The following is a 17,070-nucleotide window of genomic DNA, read 5'->3' on the forward strand; positions in this document are numbered from 1 at the left end:
TTCGGACGATCAGCGGGATGGACGGCCTGCCGCGGGAGCGAAGGGGCGGCAATTTCGCAGCGCCGGTCAGCGCTTAGACCCTTCCCAAACGCCGCAAAGACTGCAAGATGCCGGCCAAATCGGCACTGCTTACCCCCTGCGGAGGATACCCCATGCGTTCGATCGGTCATTTCATTGGCGGCAAAGAGGTCAAAGGTACGTCCGGACGGACGGCTGATGTCTTCGAGCCGATGACCGGTGATGTCCAAGCCAAGGTCGCGCTGGCCTCGCGCGCCGAGCTTCGTGCGGCTGTGGAGAACGCCAAGGCCGCGCAGCCCGCCTGGGCCGCGACCAACCCGCAGCGCCGTGCGCGCGTCATGATGAAGTTTCTGGAACTCGCGCAGCGCGATTACGACCAACTCGCCGAGCTGTTGGCGCGCGAGCACGGCAAGACCATTCCGGACGCCAAGGGGGACATCCAGCGCGGCCTTGAGGTCGTCGAGTTCGCCTGCGGCATTCCGCATTTGATGAAGGGCGAGTACACCGAGGGCGCGGGCCCCGGGATCGACATCTATTCGATGCGCCAGCCGCTCGGTGTCGTTGCCGGTATCACGCCGTTCAATTTCCCGGCGATGATTCCGATGTGGAAGTTCGCGCCCGCCATCGCCTGCGGCAATGCCTTCATCCTCAAGCCGTCAGAGCGCGATCCTGGCGTGCCGATGAAGCTCGCAGAGCTGATGATCGAGGCCGGCCTGCCGGCGGGCATCCTCAACGTCGTCAACGGCGACAAGGAAGCGGTCGACGCCATCCTCGAGGATCCGGATATCATGGCGGTCGGCTTCGTCGGCTCGTCGCCGATCGCCCAGTACATCTATGAGCGCGCCGCCGCGTACGGCAAGCGCTGCCAGTGCTTCGGTGGCGCCAAGAATCACGCCATCATCATGCCCGACGCCGATCTCGACCAGGCGGTCGATGCGCTGATCGGCGCGGGCTACGGCTCCGCCGGCGAGCGCTGCATGGCGGTGTCGGTCGCGGTGCCCGTCGGCAAGACCACCGCGGATCGGCTGATGGACAAGCTGATCCCGCGTGTCGAAGCCCTGAAGATCGGCACCTCTGTCGATCCGTCGGCGGATTTCGGTCCGCTGGTGACCCGCGAGGCGGTCGAGCGCGTCAAGAACTATGTCGACATCGGCGTCAAGGAAGGCGCGACGCTCGCCGTCGATGGCCGCGGCTTCAAGATGCAGGGCTACGAGAACGGCTTCTACATGGGCGGCTGTCTGTTCGACAACGTCACCAAGGACATGCGGATCTACAAGGAAGAGATCTTCGGTCCCGTGCTGTCGGTCGTGCGCGCCAAGGATTACACGGAAGCGCTGGCGCTGCCGTCGGATCATGATTACGGCAATGGCGTTGCGATCTTCACCCGCGACGGCGACGCCGCGCGCGACTTCGCGGCGAAGGTCAATGTCGGCATGGTCGGCATCAACGTGCCGATCCCGGTGCCGATCGCCTACTACACCTTCGGCGGCTGGAAGAAGTCGGGCTTCGGCGATCTCAACCAGCACGGCCCGGATTCGATCCGCTTCTACACCAAGACCAAGACGGTGACCTCGCGCTGGCCGTCCGGCGTCAAGGAAGGTGCGGAGTTCTCAATCCCGCTGATGAAGTAAGTTGAATGGGAGCCCGTGAGGGCTCCCATTGCGTCGTCCTCGTCGTCATTGCGAGGAGCGGAGCGACGAAGCAATCCAGACTGTGTCCACGGAACGATCCTGGATTGCTTCGCTTCGCTCGCAATGACGGGGTGTGCGGCGCCGACCCGACCAAAATAACAAGCCTTCAGGAAACGCGGAGAACGAATGCAGTTCGCTCTCGATGAGGATCAGATCGCGGTGCGCGACATGGCGCGCGCGTTTGCAGCCGAGAAGATCGCCCCGCATGCGCTGCGCTGGGACGAGGAGAAGCATTTTCCGGTCGACGTGATGCGCGAGGCCGCCGCGCTCGGCATGGGCGGCATCTACATCCGTGACGATGTCGGCGGCTCGGGCCTCTCCCGTCTCGATGCGGCGCTGATCTTCGAGGCACTGGCGACGGGCTGCCCGACGGTGTCCGCCTTCATCTCCATCCACAACATGGCGTCGTGGATGATCGACACCTTCGGGACCGAGGCGCAGCGCCAAGCGTATCTGCCGAAGCTCTGCCCGATGGATCTGATCGCGAGCTACTGCCTGACCGAGCCGGGCGCCGGCTCCGACGCGGCGGCGTTGCGCACGCGCGCGGTGCGCGACGGCGACGACTACGTGATCAACGGCCAGAAGCAGTTCATCTCCGGCGCCGGCGCGACTGACATCCTCGTCGCCATGGTGCGGACCGGCGCCGATGGTCCCGGCGGCATCTCGACGCTCGTGATCGACGCCAAGACCCCTGGCGTGTCGTTCGGCGCCAATGAGCGCAAGATGGGCTGGAATGCGCAGCCGACCCGCGCTGTGATCTTCGAGAACGCGCGCGTGCCGGTGGCCAACCGCCTGGGCGAAGAGGGCATCGGCTTCAAGATCGCGATGGCCGGGCTCGACGGCGGTCGCCTCAACATTGCGGCGTGCTCGCTCGGCGGCGCGCAGGGGGCGCTCGACAAGACGCTGGCCTACACGAAAGAGCGCAAGGCGTTCGGCAAGCGGCTCGACGAATTCCAGGCGCTGCAATTCCGCATCGCCGACATGGCGATCGAGCTGGAAGCTGCGCGCACCTTTCTGTGGCGTGCAGCGGCGGCCCTGGATCGAAAGGATCCGGACGCGACGATGCTGTGCGCGATGGCCAAGCGCTTCGGCACCGATGTCGGGTTCGAGGTCGCCAACCAGGCGCTGCAGCTGCATGGCGGCTATGGCTATTTGAGCGAATACGGCATCGAGAAGATCGTGCGCGATTTGCGGGTGCACCAGATCCTGGAGGGGACCAACGAGATCATGCGCCTGATCGTGTCGCGCAAGCTGATCGAGGGTGCGCGATGAACGAGGTGCTCGAGGGCGACCTGATCGTTCGTCGCGAGGGTTCGGCCGGCATCATCCGATTGAACCGTCCCAAGGCGATCAACGCGATGACCCTGGAGATGTCGATGGGCATCGACGCCGCGCTCGATCAGTTCGAGGCGAATCCCGCCGTTGCCGTGGTCGTGCTCGAAGGCGCCGGCGAGCGTGGCCTGTGTGCCGGCGGCGACATCCGCGGGCTCTACGAAAGCTCGAAGGCGAACGGCGATCTGGGCAAGGTGTTCTGGCGCCAGGAATACATCATGAACGCGCGCATTGCCGCGTTCCCCAAGCCCTATGTCGCCTACATGGACGGGCTGGTGATGGGTGGTGGCGTCGGCCTGTCTGCGCATGGCCGGCATCGTATCGTCACCGAGAAGACCAAGCTCGCGATGCCCGAGGTCGGCCTCGGCTTCTTTCCCGATGTCGGCGGCACCTGGCTGCTGTCACGCGCGCCGGGCGAGCTCGGCGCCTATTTCGGTTTGACCGGGCAGACCATGAACGGGCCCGACGCGATCCATGCCCGTTTTGCGGATGCGGTGGTGCCGACCGAAAAGTGGCCGGCGCTGCGCGAGGTCCTGACCAATGTCAGGCCCGGGACATTGTCGGCCGAGATCGACCGGCTGATCGCAGGTTTTGCCACCGGGGAGTCGGCCGGGCCCGTCGCCGCGCGGCAGGCCAAGATCGATGCCTGGTTCGCCCATGACAGCATGCACGACATCTTCGCGGCCCTCGAAGCTGATGACTCCGAGCTGGCGCGCGCGACGTTGAAGACGCTCAAGGAGAAGTCGCCGCGCGGCGTGGTCGTGACCCTGAAGCTGCTCCGCCTGGCGCGGGGAGCGACCTCATTGCAGGAGTGCTTGGTGCGCGAGTATCGCGCGGCGCTCGAAGTCTTCCGCAGCGACGATTTCCGCGAGGGCGTGCGTGCCGCGATCATCGACAAGGACCGCAACCCAAAATGGTCGCCGCCTGAGGTCGATCGGGTCACGCCGGAGATGCTGGCGCCGTACCTCGCCGAAATCGGCGCCGACGAGCTGACATTTCCGCAAACGAGATAACAAGCAGGTCGAGGGAGAGAACGGACCATGGCAACGATCGCATTCATCGGCCTCGGCAACATGGGCGGACCGATGGCCGCCAACCTCGTCAAGGCCGGCCACAAGGTGGTCGCGTTCGATCTGGTCGAGGCGTCGCGCGCGCAGGCCAAGGCCGATGGCGCTGAGATCGCCGACAGCGCGGTGGCGGCGGTGAAGGGGGCGGATGCCGTCGTCACCATGCTGCCGGCCGGCAAGCATGTGCTGGCGGTGTGGAACGAGGTCGTGCCCACGATGAGCAAGGGCGCGCTGATCATCGATTCCTCGACCATCGATGTCGAGAGCGCGCGATCGGCGCATGCGCTGGCTGCCAAGCATGGCATCGCCGCCGTCGATGCGCCGGTGTCCGGCGGCACCGGTGGCGCCAAGGCGGCGACGCTGACCTTCATGTGCGGCGGCGAGGATGGCGCGTTCGCGGCGGCCAAGCCGATCCTGGAGACAATGGGCAAGAAGATCGTTCATTGCGGCGGCGCCGGCGCGGGGCAGGCGGCCAAGATCTGCAACAACATGATCCTGGGCATCTCGATGATCGCGGTCGGCGAGGCCTTCGCGCTGGGCGAGAAGCTCGGCCTCTCGCATCAAGCGCTGTTTGACGTCGCCTCGACCTCCTCGGGCCAGTGCTGGTCGTTGACGTCCTATTGCCCGGTGCCGGGACCGGTGCCGGCCTCTCCTGCGAACAACGACTACAAGCCCGGCTTCGCGACCGCGCTGATGCTGAAGGATCTCACACTGTCGCAGGATGCCGCCAAGGCGGCCGGCGCGGCGACGCCGCTCGGTCAGCACGCGCAGGAGATCTACAAGGCCTTCGATGCCGCCGGCCATGGCGGTGTCGATTTCTCAGGCATCATTCAGCACGTCCGCAAGCTCGCCGGGACCACCTGATGACGACATTCAAGGACGCACGCGCGTTTCTCTTGGCGCATCGCACCGACTACGATGCCGCGGTGAAGGGTTTTCGCTGGCCCGATCCGGTCCCGTTCAACTGGGCGCTCGACTGGTTCGATGCCGAGCTTGCGTCGGACCCCGAAAGCCGCGAGCGCACCGCGCTGTGGATCTTCGACGCCGCGCAGGATCGCCAGACGAAACTGTCCTTTACGGCGCTGTCGCGGCGTTCTAATCAAGTCGCAAATTTTTTGCGCGCGCAGGGGCTCAAGCGCGGCGATCATCTGCTGCTCTTGCTCGGCAATGTCGTGCCGCTGTGGGAGACGATGCTGGCGGCGATGAAGCTCGGCGTAGTCGTGATCCCCGCGACCACGCTGCTGACGACCGATGAGTTGCGCGATCGCCTGGAGCGTGGCCGCGCGAAGGCGGTCGTCGCGGCGCAGGATCAGGTCGCAAAGTTTGCCGATGTCGGTGCGGATGATCTCGTCCGCATCGTCGTGGGGACGACGACATCATCCGATTGGCTGCCGTTCGAAAAGGCGGCCGAGGCCGCTGAGGCATTCACGCCGGATGGTCCGACGCAGCCGGATGATCCGATGCTGCTGTATTTCACATCGGGCACGACGGCCAAGCCGAAGCTGGTGCGGCACAGCCATCGCAGCTATCCGGTCGGCCATCTCTCGACGATGTACTGGCTCGGCCTGCAGCCGGGCGACGTGCATCTGAACATCTCCTCGCCGGGCTGGGCCAAGCACGCCTGGAGCTGTTTCTTCTCGCCGTGGAATGCGGGTGCCACCGTGTTCGTTGTCAATCAGCCGCGCTTCGATGCCAAGGGGCTGCTGGCGATCATCAAACGCTGCGGCGTGACCACGCTGTGCGCGCCACCGACCGTGTGGCGGCTGTTCATCCAGGAGCATCTCGCCGACTTCAAGGTGTCCTTGCGCGAGGCCTGCGGCGCCGGCGAGCCGCTCAATCCGGAAGTGATCGACCAGGTGCGCGCCGCGTGGGGTCTCACCATCCGCGACGGCTACGGCCAGACCGAGACCGCAGCGATCTGCGGCAATTCGCCGGGTCAGAAGCTGAAGATCGGCTCGATGGGTCGCCCGCTGCCGGGCTATCGCGTCGAGGTCGCCGACATCGACGGCAACCTCGCGAGCGAGGGCGAGATCACCTTGGCGCTCACGGGTGAGCGGCCGGCCGGTCTGATGCAGGGCTATCAGGGCGATGACGGCAAGCTCACGGGTGCCGACGGCACGCGCTATCGCACCGGTGACGTCGTGTTCCGGGATGAGGAGGGCTATCTCACCTTCGTCGGCCGCTCCGACGACGTATTCAAATCCTCCGACTACCGCATCTCGCCGTTCGAGCTCGAGAGCGTACTGCTGGAGCACGAGGCGGTCGCCGAGGCCGCGGTGGTGCCGAGCCCGGATCCGATCCGGCTTGCGATCCCCAAGGCCTATGTGCTGCTGACGTCAGGGGCGGAGCGCTCGCGTGCGACGGCGCTGTCGATCTTCGAGCACCTGCAGGCGCGGCTCGCGCCGTTCAAGCGGATTCGCCGGCTTGAGCTGGTCAGCGAGCTGCCGAAGACGATCTCCGGCAAGATCCGCCGCGTGCAGCTGCGCCGGCTGGAGCACGAGGACAATCGCACGGACCATCTGCGCGGCACGGAATTCAAGGAAGAGGACTTCCCGGAGCTGAAGACACGACCGTCCGGGCACGAGGTGTAGGGAACGCATGAACAAGATCTGGAAGAAGCCGCCCATTTCGCTTCAAAGCTATCAGGCCATGGTCGGCCAGGAGATCGGCGTGTCGTCATGGCACGTGCTTGATCAGCAGCGCATCGATACCTATGCCGACGTGATCGAGGATCATCAGTTCATCCATGTCGATCCGGAAGCGGCCAAGGCGACGCCGTTCGGCACCACCATCGCGCATGGCTTCCTCACGATGTCGCTGCTGTCGGTCATGTCCTACGAGGTCATGCCGGCGATCGAGGGCACGGCGATGGGCGTCAATTACGGCTTCGACAAGCTGCGCTTCATCTCGCCGGTCAAATCAGGCAAGCGCGTGCGCGGCCGCTTCGTTCTGTCTGAAGCCACGCTGCGCAAGCCTGGGGAGTTGCAGTCGCGCACCAACGTCACAGTCGAGATCGAGGGCGAGGACAAGCCCGCCCTGGTCGCCGACTGGATCGGTCTCATCTATCTGAGCTAACAATTTTCGTCACACCCCACTTCTCGTCGTCGCCGGGCTTGACCCGGCGATCCATCCAGACCGACAGTCTTTCGAAGTGGATGGATGCCCGGGCCTTCGCCGCGCCGAAGGGGCTTCGGCCCCGCAGGCGGGGCGAGCCCGGGCATGACGACCCAAATGATAGGGAACAGGATCATGGCAATCAGATTCGACGGACGTGTCGCCATCGTCACCGGCGCAGGCAATGGGCTCGGACGCGCGCACGCGCTGGGGCTGGCGAGCCGCGGCGCCAAGGTCGTGGTCAATGATTTCGGCGGCGCGCGTGACGGCACCGGCGGCTCGATGACCGCGGCGGAGACCGTGGTCGAGGAGATCCGCAAAGCCGGCGGCACCGCCATGGCCGACGGCGCGGACGTCTCGAATTTCGAGCAGGTCACCGCGATGGTCGAGCGCGCCACCAAGGAATGGGGCAGCGTCGACATCATGTGCGCCAATGCCGGCATTCTCCGAGACAAGTCGTTCGGCAAGATGGAAGTGGCCGATTTCGCCAAGGTGCTCGACGTGCATCTGGTCGGCAGCTTCTACTGCTGCAAGGCGGTGTGGAACGGCATGCGCGAGAGCAACTACGGCCGCATCGTGCTGACGACGTCGTCATCCGGCCTGTTCGGCAATTTCGGCCAGGCCAATTACGGTGCGGCGAAGACGGGCATGGTCGGCCTGATGAACGTGCTGGCGGAGGAGGGCCGCAAGACCAACGTCCGCGTCAACATCATCTCGCCGACGGCGGCCACCCGCATGACCGAGGAACTGCTGCCGCCGCAGGCGCTGCAGCTGATGAAGCCGGAATCGATCACGCCGGCGGTGGAGTATCTCCTGAGTGAGGACGCCCCGACCCGCACGATCATGGGCGCCGGCGCCGGCTCGTTCGCGGTGATCAAGATCCTGGAGAGCGAGGGCATCAATTTGCCGCCGGAGGAATGGACGCCGGATGCGGTCGCCGCGCATTTCCAAGAGATCAGCGACATGTCGAAGGCGCGGGCGCTGCAGGGCGCGTTCGAGCAGACGCAGAAGTATGTCGGCCAAGCTGCGGCGCGCTTAGGGATCAAGCTGTAAAGCACAGCCGGCATCCCACACTCCGCCGTCATGGCCGGGCTTGACCCGGCCATCCATCGCCTTTGCACAGAACGCTTGGACAGACGTGGATGCCCGGGTCAAGCCCGGGCATGACGACCTTTTGCATTGAGATGGGCGCGGCCTAAACTGGCGACATGTCATCTTCGAAGCAAATCGCCATCATCGGAGCCGGCCCGGCCGGGCTGATGGCCGCCGAGGTGCTGGCTGAGGGCGGAGCCCGCGTCACCGTCTACGACGCGATGCCGTCGGTGGCGCGCAAGTTTCTGATGGCGGGGCGAGGCGGCCTCAATCTCACCCATAGCGAAGAGCTGACCGCATTCCTGTCGCGTTATCGCGAAGCCGCGCCATGGCTTGCGCCGGCCATTCGAGCGTTTTCGCCGCAACAACTTCGCGACTGGTGCGAGGCGCTCGGCGAGCCGACTTTCGTCGGCTCCTCGGGCCGCGTGTTTCCGGTTGCGATGAAAGCCTCGCCGCTGCTCCGCGCCTGGCTGCGCCGGCTCGACGTCCAGGGCGTACGCATCGAGCTGCGCCATCGCTGGACCGGCTGGGACGATCGAGGACATCTTATCTTTGACACGCCAAACGGTCCGCACACCATTGCAGCCGATGCGGCCGTGCTCGCCCTCGGCGGCGCGAGCTGGCCACGCCTCGGTTCAGACGGCGGCTGGGTGCCCATCCTAGCGGCCAAGGGCATTGCGATCGCGCCGCTGCGGCCAGCCAATTGCGGCTTCACCGTCGGCTGGTCCGACATCTTTCGCGACCGCTTCGAGGGCCAGCCGCTGAAGGGCATCGCGCTGTCGTTCGGCGAGCGCAGCGTGCGGGGTGAAGCCGTGATCACGCGCACCGGCCTTGAGGGGGGCGCCGTCTACGCGCTGTCGGCCGAGTTGCGCGAAGCGATCGCCGTTCATGGCGAGGCGACGCTGCACGTCGCGCTGCGGCCCGATGTCGACGTCGCTGATCTGATCAAGAAGCTCTCGGCTCCGCGCGGCAAGCAGTCGTTCTCGAACATGCTGCGCAAGGCACTGCAATTGTCGCCGATCGCGATCGGTCTGCTGCAGGAGGCGGCAAAGATACAAGGCCTGTCTCTGTCGTCGCTGTCGCCGGATCGCCTTGCGGCGCTGATCAACGCGGTCCCAATCGAGCTGACAGGCACCGCCGGCCTCACCCGCGCCATCTCGAGCGCTGGCGGCATCGCGCGTGATGAGCTCGACGCCAATTTCATGCTGCGCCGACTGCCCGGCGTTTTCGCCGCGGGAGAGATGCTCGACTGGGAGGCGCCGACCGGCGGCTATCTGCTGCAGGCTTCGTTCGCGACCGGCGTGGCGGCAGGGAAGGGCGCGTTGAAGTGGCTCAAATCGTAGGGTGGGCAAAGCGCAGCGTGCCCACCATCAGCGTCAACCGAGACCACGGTGGGCACGATGCGCCGCGGCCTTGCCGCGTCGCCTCTTTGCCCACCCTACAGATCATCGTTATTTACTCAGGTGCCGCCACAAGCACCGTCGTCATTCCGGGGCGCCCGGAGGGCGAGCCCGGAATCCATAACCACGATGGTGCGTATGGATTCCGCGCTCAGCCGCTGGCGCGGCTGCCCCGGGATGACAGGCTGGAGAGAGCGGTCGCTTACCGCAGCTTGCCGCGCGCCGCGACCGGCAGCGTGCCCACGATCTCGTCGCCACGGACCATCACGACCTCGTCCATCATGTTGACGACGACGCAGACGTGATTGGGGATGATGCGGACGACGTCGCCGACATTGGGGCGGGTGTTGCTGCGGGAGAGGTCGAGAAAGCCGTGCTCCTCGGCGAAGCGGGCGATCTTGGCTTCCGGGTGCTCCAGGATCAGGCCGTGGCCGTCGAGTCCGCCGGTGTCGGTGGTCAAGGTCTTGGAGCCGGCATCGAGGATGCCGCGCTCGGGCGCGGCGCGGCTGACGACGGTGGAGTAGATCTGCAGCGCGCAGTCGTCCCACGTGGCCACGCCGGCGGCGACCTGCATACGGTCGTTGTAGATGTAGGTGCCCGGGCGATGCTCGGTCGCGCCCTTGAGCTTGCCGAGATTCTTCAGGTTCGGCGAACCGCCGGTCGAGACGATCGTTGCCTCCAGATCTTCGGCCCGCACGCCGGCCAGCGCCTCGTCATAGAAGCGCTGCGCGTCGTCCCAGCCGGTCTCGGTCGGATACATCATGAAGCCGGCGAAGCGCAGGCCCTCGCTCGCCTTGATCTGCCGCGCCAGCTGGATCGCCTCGGCCGGCGTCTCGACGCCGGCGCGCTTGCGCCCCGTATCGCATTCGACCACGACCGACAGCGTGCGGCCGGACTGTTTCGCCGCCTGCGGCAGGCCGGCGATGACGGTCGCGTTGTCGGCGGCGACGGTCATGTCAGCTTTCGCCTGCAGGGCCGCGAGACGCGCCATCTTCTCCTCGCCGATCAGATTGTAGCTGATCAGGATGTTGGTGATGCCGGCGTCCGCCATGATCTCGGCCTCGCCGATCTTCTGGCAGGTGATGCCATCAGCGCCGGCCTCGATCTGCAGCTTGGCCAGCACCGGGCTCTTGTGCGTCTTGATGTGCGGCCGGTTGGCGACGCCGACGGCATCGCATTGCGCCTGGATGCGCGCAATGTTGCGCTCCACCTTGTCCATGTCGATGACGGCGCAGGGCGTGCCGTACTCCCGGGCGATCTTGGCGGCGAGCGGGGTGGTCATGTCGTTAGCTCCATGTTGTCGTCATTGCGAGGAACGAAGCGACGAAGCAATCCAGAGTCCCGGCTGCAGCCCTGGATTGCTTCGCTCCGCTCGCAATGACGGAGAAAGAGAGTAGGGTGGGCAAAGCGAAGCGTGCCCACCGTCTTCTGTTGCGGAAGGATTCGGTGGGCACGGCGCGTGCGCGCCTTTGCCCACCCTACGGCGGTGTCATCCACCCTCGATCTCCTCGCGCAGCACTTCCAGCTCCAGCCAGCGGTCTTCGGCGGCGGTGAGCTCGGCTTGCGCGGTGGCGATGGCGAGGGAGGCGGCGTCGAATTTCTTGCGATCTTTCGAGTAGAGTGCGGGATCGGCGAGCACCGCCTGCTGCTTGGCGATCTCGGCTTGCAGCTTGGCAATCGTCTTCGGCAGCGTCTCGAGCGCGTGCTTCTCATTGAAGGAGAGCTTGCGCTTTGGCGCGCTCGTGGGCGCGGCGGCGGCCGGCTTCGTCTCTTTCTTCTCCTCAGCCGATTTCGCATGCTCGCGCTTCAGATCGGCGCCGCGCTGGACCAGCATGTCGCTGTAGCCGCCGGCATATTCCTGCCATTTGCCGTTGCCCTCCGGCACGATCACCGAGGTGACGACGCGATCGAGAAAGTCGCGGTCATGGCTGATCAGGATGACCGTCCCCTCGTAGTCGCCGAGCATGTCCTCGAGCACATCCAGCGTCTCCAGGTCGAGATCGTTGGTCGGCTCGTCCAGCACCAGCAGGTTCGACGGTTTGGCCAGTGCACGCGCCAGCATCAGCCGGCCACGCTCGCCACCGGAGAGCACTTCGAGCGGCGTGCGCATCTGCTCACGCGAGAACAGAAAGTCTTCCATGTAGCCGACGACATGCTTCGGCTTGCCGGCCACCATGACGTGGTCGCCGCGGCCGCCGGTCAGCGCCTCCGCGAGCGTCGTGCGGGGATCGAGGCTTTCGCGATGCTGGTCGAGTGTCGCCGTCTCCAGATTGACGCCGAGGCGGATGCTGCCGCTGTCAGGCTCGCTGCCGCCGGTGAGCAGATTGACCAGCGTGGTCTTGCCGGCGCCGTTCGGGCCGACGATGCCGATGCGATCGCCGCGCTGGATGCGGATGGAGAAATTGTCGACGATCTTGCGATCGCCGTAACTCTTCGTCGCGCCCTTGGCCTCGATCACCAGCTTGCCGGACTTGTCGGCTTCGGCGGCGGCGAGATTGGCACTGCCCGCCGTGCCGCGATAGTCGCGGCGCTGCTGGCGCAGCGCATGCAGATTGGCGAGCCGCTTGACGTTGCGCTTGCGCCGGCCGGAGACGCCGTGGCGCAGCCAGTGTTCTTCATTGACGATCTTGCGGTCGAGCTTGTGCTGCTCGCGCTCCTCCTCGTCCAGCACCTCGTCGCGCCACGCCTCGAAGCCGGCGAAGCCGCGGTCGATCTGCTTGATCTGGCCGCGGTCGAGCCAAGCGGTGGCGCGCGACAGATTGGTCAGGAAGCGGCGGTCATGGCTGATCAGCACCAGCGCGCAGCGGCGGCCGTCGAGCTCGTTTTCCAGCCATTCGATGGTGGTGAGGTCGAGATGGTTGGTCGGCTCGTCCAGCAGCAGGATGTCGGGATTGGGCGCGAGCACGCGCGCCAACGCCGCACGGCGCGCCTCGCCACCGGAGACATGCGCGGGATCTTCCTCGCCTGATAGTCCGAGCTGCTCGACGAGATAGCGCGCCTGATAGTGATCGTCGCCCGGTCCGAGCCCCGCCTCGACATAGGACAGCGTCGTCGCATGGCCTGAGAAATCGGGCTCCTGCGGCAGATAGCGCACTGTGGCGCCGGGCTGCACGAAGCGTGTGCCGCTGTCGCAATCGACGAGGCCGGCGGCGATCTTGAGCAGCGTCGACTTGCCCGAGCCGTTGCGGCCGATCAGGCAGACGCGCTCGCCGGGCGAGACCGAGAGCTCCACGCCTTGCAGCAGCGCGGTGCCGCCGAAGGTCAGGCGGATGTCTTTCAACTGGATGAGTGGCGGCGCCATGTCGCTTAGCTCTGTTGCTGGACCCGCGCGGCGCGTTGGCGCTGCACGCGGCGGATCGTGGTGTCGAGGGTGGAAAGGAAGGTCGAGCGGTCGCGCGGCGTGAACGAGCGCGGGCCGCCGGTGACCTCGCCGGACGAGCGCAAATCAGTCATCAGGTTGCGCACAGCCAAGGTCATGCCGATCGACTCCTCCGTGAACGGCTTGCCGTTCGGCGCGATCACGGCGCTGCCGGCCTTGACGCAGCGGCTCGCCAGCGGAATGTCGGAGGTGATGACGATGTCGTCGGCGGTGGTGCGCTCGGCGATCCAGTCGTCCGCGGCATCCATGCCGCTGCCGGCCGCGATGCGCGTGATCAGGGGATCGTCCGGCACGCGAATGAAGCCGCCGGCGACGACGACCACCGGCAGCCCGTGACGGATCGCGACGCGGTAGATCTCGTCCTTCACCGGGCAGGCGTCGGCATCGACATAGATGGTGATCGGGGCGGTTTGGAGCGTCATCGGGCCTTCATTCGGGATGGCCGGTTGGTACTCCATCGCGCCGGGAATTGCGAGCCAAAGGCTGAGCTTGCCAGGGGCTTTCCGGCCGTTACCATCGCCGAAAAGCGTCAAAGGGAGGCAAGGATGTCCGGTGAAATTGCGTCTTATGCGGTCGAGGCGTTCAACACGGCCAAGCAGTCCGAGAACAAGATGCACGACGACAGCGTCGCCCGCCGCTTCGGTTTCACCGGCGGCCTGGTGCCGGGCGTCGAGGTGCTGGCCTACATGCTGCACCAGCCTGTCGCGCGCTGGGGGCGGGCGTTCCTGGAGCGCGGGCTGATCGAGGCGCGGTTCATCAAGCCGGTCTATGATGGGGAGATCGCGGAGGTCAGGGCGAGCGAGATGGCTGGCGGCTTGGCGATGGAGGTGACGAGCCGGGGCCAGCTCTGCGCCACCGGTTCCGCATCGCTGCCGGCGGAGACGCCGGATATCGTGCTGGGGGACTATCGTGATGTTCCACCCGCAGACGTGCGACCGCCCATCGGCGCAGACTCATTCGAAGTCGGCAGCTGGCTCGGCACGGCGCCGCGCGCCTGGCCGGGGCCAGCGGCGACGATGTATCTCGAGGAAATCCGCGAGCGCGATCCGATCTATGCGAACGAGCGGCTCGGCCATCCCGGCATGCTGCAGCGGGTGATGAACCGGCTCCTGGTCGACAACGTCCTGCTCGGCCCGTGGATTCACGTCGGCAGCCGGATGCAATTGCTGTCGCTGATCGCCGAAGCCGACGAGATCACGGCGCGGGGCCGGGTGGTCGCCAACTACGAGAAGAAGGGCCACCGCTTCGTCGAGATCGATGCCCTGGTGGTCGCGAACGGCAGCCGCCCGCTGGCGCACTGCCACCATGTCGCGATCTATCAGCCGCGCGCGCAGGCGGCGGCTTAGCGGGTGAGGTAAGAGTTTTCTGAGAAAGGCGAAGCGCTCGAAATCGGGCAACGCTCTCACCCCTCATGGTGAGGAGCGCCGAAGGCGCGTCTCGAACCATGAGGCCTGATCCGGGCCTCGCCCTTCGAGACGCCCGCCTTCGGCGGGCTCCTCAGGGTGAGGGGTGAAGGTTCACCAAACCGACAGGACGAGCGCCTCACGCCGCCGTCTTCGCCTTGCCGTCCTGGATCGCGCGCCAGATCTTTTCCGCGGTCAGCGGCATGTCCAGATGCTTCACGCCGTAGTCCGAGAGGGCATCGATCACTGCATTTATCACGCTCGCCATCGACCCGGCACAACCCGCTTCGCCGCAGCCCTTGGTGCCCAAGGGATTGCTCTTCGCCGGGACCGGATGATTGTCGACCGTCATCATCGGCACGTCGGAGGCGCGCGGCAGCGCGTAGTCCATCAGCGAGCCCGTGATCGGCTGGCCGCTCTCGTCGTAGCGCAGGTGCTCCATCATCGCCTGGCCGATGCCTTGGGCGACGCCGCCATGCAGCTGGCCGGCGACGATCATCGGGTTGATCACGGTGCCGAAATCGTTGATCGCGGTGTAGCCGACGATGTGCGCCACGCCCGTGTCCGGCTCGATCTCGACCTCGCAGACATGGCAGCCGTTCGGGAACGTCGACTCCGTCGCCGTCGAATTGTGGTCGACGTCGAGCGAGGCCGGCACGCCCTCAGGCATCTTGCCCTCGCGCATCCGCCGAGCCAGCTCCATGATGTCGATGCTGCGGTCGGTGCCGGCGATAGTGAACTGGCCGCCAGCGAACTCGATGTCTGCTTCAGACGCTTCCAGCAGATGCGCCGCCGCCTGCTTGCCCTTGGCGATCACGAGCTGCGAGGACTCGACGATCGCCTGTCCCGTCGCGGTGATCGAACGCGAGCCGCCAGTGCCGTTGCCGAAGCGGACGAGATCGGAGTCGCTCTGCTCCAGCCGGATCTTTTCGAAGGGCACTCCGAGCTGCTCCGACAGTACCTGCGAGAACGGTGTCGCATGGCCCTGGCCGTAATCGAGCGTGCCGGTGGTCAGCGTCACGCCGCCATCGGCGTCGAAGGTGATCTTGCCGAGCTCACCGGAGGGCGGGGCGGTCACCTCGAGATAGGAGCCGACGGCGATGCCGCGCAGCTTGCCGGCCTTGCGGCTCTCGCGCTTGCGCTTGGCGAAGCCCGCGTAGTCGGAGGCCTGCAACGCCTTCTCGAACACGGCGGCGAAGTCGCCGGAGTCATAGGTGACCCCCGAAGCCGCCGGGAACGGCATCTGGCTCGGCTTGATGAAGTTGCGCTTGCGGATGGTGAGGCGATCGATGCCCATTTCGCGCGCGGCGGTGTCGATCAGCCGCTCCATGAAGTAGTTGGCCTCGGGCCGGCCGGCGCCACGATAGGCGCCCATCAGCGTCACGTTTGTCAGCACCGTCTTGATGTCGACGCCGAGCAGCGGCGTCTTGTAGACGCTGGCGAGGTTCTTGCCGGTGTTGAGCGACAGCGGCAGCGGCGCAACACCCATGATGTAGGCGCCGAGATTGCCATAGCCGGAGAGACGAACCGCGAGGAACTTGCCGTCGGCATCGAGCGCGAGCTCGCCATGAATGATCTGGTCGCGGCCCTGGCTGTCCGACAGGAAGGCGGTGGTGCGCTCGTCGCGCCACTTCACCGGACGCCCGAGCTGCTTGGCGGCGTGCAGGATGCAAATGTACTCTGGATAGGAGACGTTCTTCATCCCGAAGGAGCCACCGACATTGGTGGTGACGATGCGGACCTTCTCCGGCGCAACGTTGAGAATCTTGGCGAGCGTCGCCTTGTTGCCGGACACGCCCTGGGTCGGCACCTGCAGGGTGAAGCGCTCGGACTTGCCGTCGAACGCGGCGAGCGCGACGCGCGGCTCCATCGACACCACGGCGACGCGGGTGTTGACGATGTTGAGCTTGGTCACATGCGCGGCCTTTGCGAAGGCCTCGTCGATCTTGGCGGTGTCGCCATAATGGTAATCGAGCGCGACGTTGTTCGGGATGTGCTCGTAGAGCTGCGGCGCGCCGGGCTTGGTGGCTTCCTCGGCATTGGTGACCGCGGGCAGGGGCTCGATATCGACCTCGACCGCCTCGGCGGCGTCACGGGCCTGCGCCGCGGTCTCCGCCACGACGAAGGCGACGGGGTCGCCGACGAAGCGCACCTTGTCGGTGACCAGCGCCGGACGGTTGGTCTGCAGCAGCGGCGAGCCGTCCCGGCTCTTCATGGGCAGGCCGCAGGTGAACGGGCCATAATTGGCCGCGGCGAGGTCCGCTCCGGTCCACACGCCGAGCACGCCCGGCATCGCCTTGGCAGCCGACGTGTCGATGCCCTTGATGATGCCATGGGCGTGGCTGGAGCGGACGATCCAGGCATGCGCCTGTCCCGGCAGGTTGAAATCGTCGGTATATTTGCCGTGGCCGCGCACCAGCGTGTCGTCCTCCTTGCGCCGGACCGGCTGCCCGACGCCGAATTTCTGCAGCGCAATCGCGTTTTCGAGGGTGGCCGGAGCGGTGTGATCTTGCATGGATAGTGACCTGCGGAGCTGGATGGAGCGCAAATGCGGGCTGTTCCCAGATAGTGCAG

Annotated in this window: 13 protein-coding genes; 9 read left to right on the top strand and 4 right to left on the bottom strand. The window is 66.0% G+C overall.

Features of this window, described 5'->3' with window-relative positions:
• Positions 1-152: 152 nt before the first annotated feature.
• The 8 genes from BRAD285_RS12665 (at position 153) to BRAD285_RS12700 (ending at position 9,657) form a co-directional block, all read left to right on the top strand.
• Positions 153-1,649: a CoA-acylating methylmalonate-semialdehyde dehydrogenase gene (locus tag BRAD285_RS12665; RefSeq protein WP_006610861.1), complete on the top strand. Its 1,497-nt coding sequence runs from the start codon at positions 153-155 to the stop codon at positions 1,647-1,649.
• Positions 1,650-1,835: 186 nt separating this feature from the next.
• Positions 1,836-2,981, top strand: coding sequence for an isobutyryl-CoA dehydrogenase (locus tag BRAD285_RS12670; RefSeq protein ID WP_006610862.1), 1,146 nt, complete (start codon positions 1,836-1,838; stop codon positions 2,979-2,981).
• Positions 2,978-4,054, top strand: coding sequence for an enoyl-CoA hydratase/isomerase family protein (locus BRAD285_RS12675; RefSeq protein WP_006610863.1), 1,077 nt, complete (start codon positions 2,978-2,980; stop codon positions 4,052-4,054). Before BRAD285_RS12670 ends, BRAD285_RS12675 begins: the two co-directional genes overlap by 4 nt.
• 27 nt (positions 4,055-4,081) lie before the next feature.
• Complete coding sequence (mmsB, locus tag BRAD285_RS12680) at positions 4,082-4,972, top strand: 3-hydroxyisobutyrate dehydrogenase (protein WP_006610864.1); 891 nt, start codon at positions 4,082-4,084, stop codon at positions 4,970-4,972.
• Positions 4,972-6,699, top strand: coding sequence for an AMP-binding protein (locus BRAD285_RS12685; RefSeq protein ID WP_006610865.1), 1,728 nt, complete (start codon positions 4,972-4,974; stop codon positions 6,697-6,699). Before mmsB ends, BRAD285_RS12685 begins: the two co-directional genes overlap by 1 nt.
• A gap of 7 nt (positions 6,700-6,706) precedes the next feature.
• Positions 6,707-7,183, top strand: a complete 477-nt coding sequence (locus BRAD285_RS12690) for a MaoC family dehydratase (RefSeq protein WP_006610866.1) — start codon at positions 6,707-6,709, stop codon at positions 7,181-7,183.
• 174 nt (positions 7,184-7,357) lie between these two features.
• Positions 7,358-8,275 (top strand): SDR family NAD(P)-dependent oxidoreductase, encoded by a 918-nt coding sequence (locus tag BRAD285_RS12695; RefSeq protein ID WP_006610867.1) that lies wholly within the window; start codon positions 7,358-7,360, stop codon positions 8,273-8,275.
• Positions 8,276-8,430: 155 nt separating this feature from the next.
• Positions 8,431-9,657 (top strand): TIGR03862 family flavoprotein, encoded by a 1,227-nt coding sequence (locus tag BRAD285_RS12700; protein ID WP_006610868.1) that lies wholly within the window; start codon positions 8,431-8,433, stop codon positions 9,655-9,657.
• Positions 9,658-9,916: 259 nt separating this feature from the next.
• On the opposite strand, the gene BRAD285_RS12705 is transcribed toward BRAD285_RS12700, so the two are convergent.
• The 3 genes from BRAD285_RS12705 to BRAD285_RS12715 form a co-directional block, all read right to left on the bottom strand.
• Positions 9,917-10,996, bottom strand: coding sequence for a D-TA family PLP-dependent enzyme (locus tag BRAD285_RS12705; RefSeq protein ID WP_006610869.1), 1,080 nt, complete (start codon positions 10,994-10,996; stop codon positions 9,917-9,919).
• 207 nt (positions 10,997-11,203) lie between these two features.
• Positions 11,204-13,015, bottom strand: coding sequence for an ABC-F family ATP-binding cassette domain-containing protein (locus BRAD285_RS12710; RefSeq protein ID WP_006610870.1), 1,812 nt, complete (start codon positions 13,013-13,015; stop codon positions 11,204-11,206).
• Positions 13,016-13,020: 5 nt separating this feature from the next.
• Positions 13,021-13,515, bottom strand: coding sequence for a YaiI/YqxD family protein (locus tag BRAD285_RS12715; RefSeq protein WP_035645541.1), 495 nt, complete (start codon positions 13,513-13,515; stop codon positions 13,021-13,023).
• 123 nt (positions 13,516-13,638) lie between these two features.
• Here BRAD285_RS12715 and BRAD285_RS12720 point away from each other — a divergent pair, with 123 nt between their 5' ends.
• Positions 13,639-14,439, top strand: coding sequence for a hypothetical protein (locus BRAD285_RS12720; protein WP_006610872.1), 801 nt, complete (start codon positions 13,639-13,641; stop codon positions 14,437-14,439).
• Between the two features lie 196 nt (positions 14,440-14,635).
• On the opposite strand, the gene BRAD285_RS12725 is transcribed toward BRAD285_RS12720, so the two are convergent.
• Positions 14,636-17,011, bottom strand: coding sequence for a xanthine dehydrogenase family protein molybdopterin-binding subunit (locus tag BRAD285_RS12725; RefSeq protein WP_006610873.1), 2,376 nt, complete (start codon positions 17,009-17,011; stop codon positions 14,636-14,638).
• Between the last annotated feature and the right edge of the window lie 59 nt (positions 17,012-17,070).

The sequence above is a fragment of the Bradyrhizobium sp. ORS 285 genome, from assembly GCF_900176205.1.
Taxonomy (GTDB): Bacteria; Pseudomonadota; Alphaproteobacteria; order Rhizobiales; family Xanthobacteraceae; genus Bradyrhizobium.

Excerpts from the sequence above, each read along its gene's own strand:
- BRAD285_RS12665 (WP_006610861.1), top strand. The coding sequence starts at position 153 with ATGCGTTCGATCGGTCATTTCATTGGCGGCAAAGAGGTCAAAGGTACG.
- BRAD285_RS12670 (WP_006610862.1), top strand. The coding sequence starts at position 1,836 with ATGCAGTTCGCTCTCGATGAGGATCAGATCGCGGTGCGCGACATGGCG.
- BRAD285_RS12675 (WP_006610863.1), top strand. The coding sequence starts at position 2,978 with ATGAACGAGGTGCTCGAGGGCGACCTGATCGTTCGTCGCGAGGGTTCG.
- mmsB (WP_006610864.1), top strand. The coding sequence starts at position 4,082 with ATGGCAACGATCGCATTCATCGGCCTCGGCAACATGGGCGGACCGATG.
- BRAD285_RS12685 (WP_006610865.1), top strand. The coding sequence starts at position 4,972 with ATGACGACATTCAAGGACGCACGCGCGTTTCTCTTGGCGCATCGCACC.
- BRAD285_RS12690 (WP_006610866.1), top strand. The coding sequence starts at position 6,707 with ATGAACAAGATCTGGAAGAAGCCGCCCATTTCGCTTCAAAGCTATCAG.
- BRAD285_RS12695 (WP_006610867.1), top strand. The coding sequence starts at position 7,358 with ATGGCAATCAGATTCGACGGACGTGTCGCCATCGTCACCGGCGCAGGC.
- BRAD285_RS12700 (WP_006610868.1), top strand. The coding sequence starts at position 8,431 with ATGTCATCTTCGAAGCAAATCGCCATCATCGGAGCCGGCCCGGCCGGG.
- BRAD285_RS12705 (WP_006610869.1), bottom strand. The coding sequence starts at position 10,996 with ATGACCACCCCGCTCGCCGCCAAGATCGCCCGGGAGTACGGCACGCCC.
- BRAD285_RS12710 (WP_006610870.1), bottom strand. The coding sequence starts at position 13,015 with ATGGCGCCGCCACTCATCCAGTTGAAAGACATCCGCCTGACCTTCGGC.
- BRAD285_RS12715 (WP_035645541.1), bottom strand. The coding sequence starts at position 13,515 with ATGACGCTCCAAACCGCCCCGATCACCATCTATGTCGATGCCGACGCC.
- BRAD285_RS12720 (WP_006610872.1), top strand. The coding sequence starts at position 13,639 with ATGTCCGGTGAAATTGCGTCTTATGCGGTCGAGGCGTTCAACACGGCC.
- BRAD285_RS12725 (WP_006610873.1), bottom strand. The coding sequence starts at position 17,011 with ATGCAAGATCACACCGCTCCGGCCACCCTCGAAAACGCGATTGCGCTG.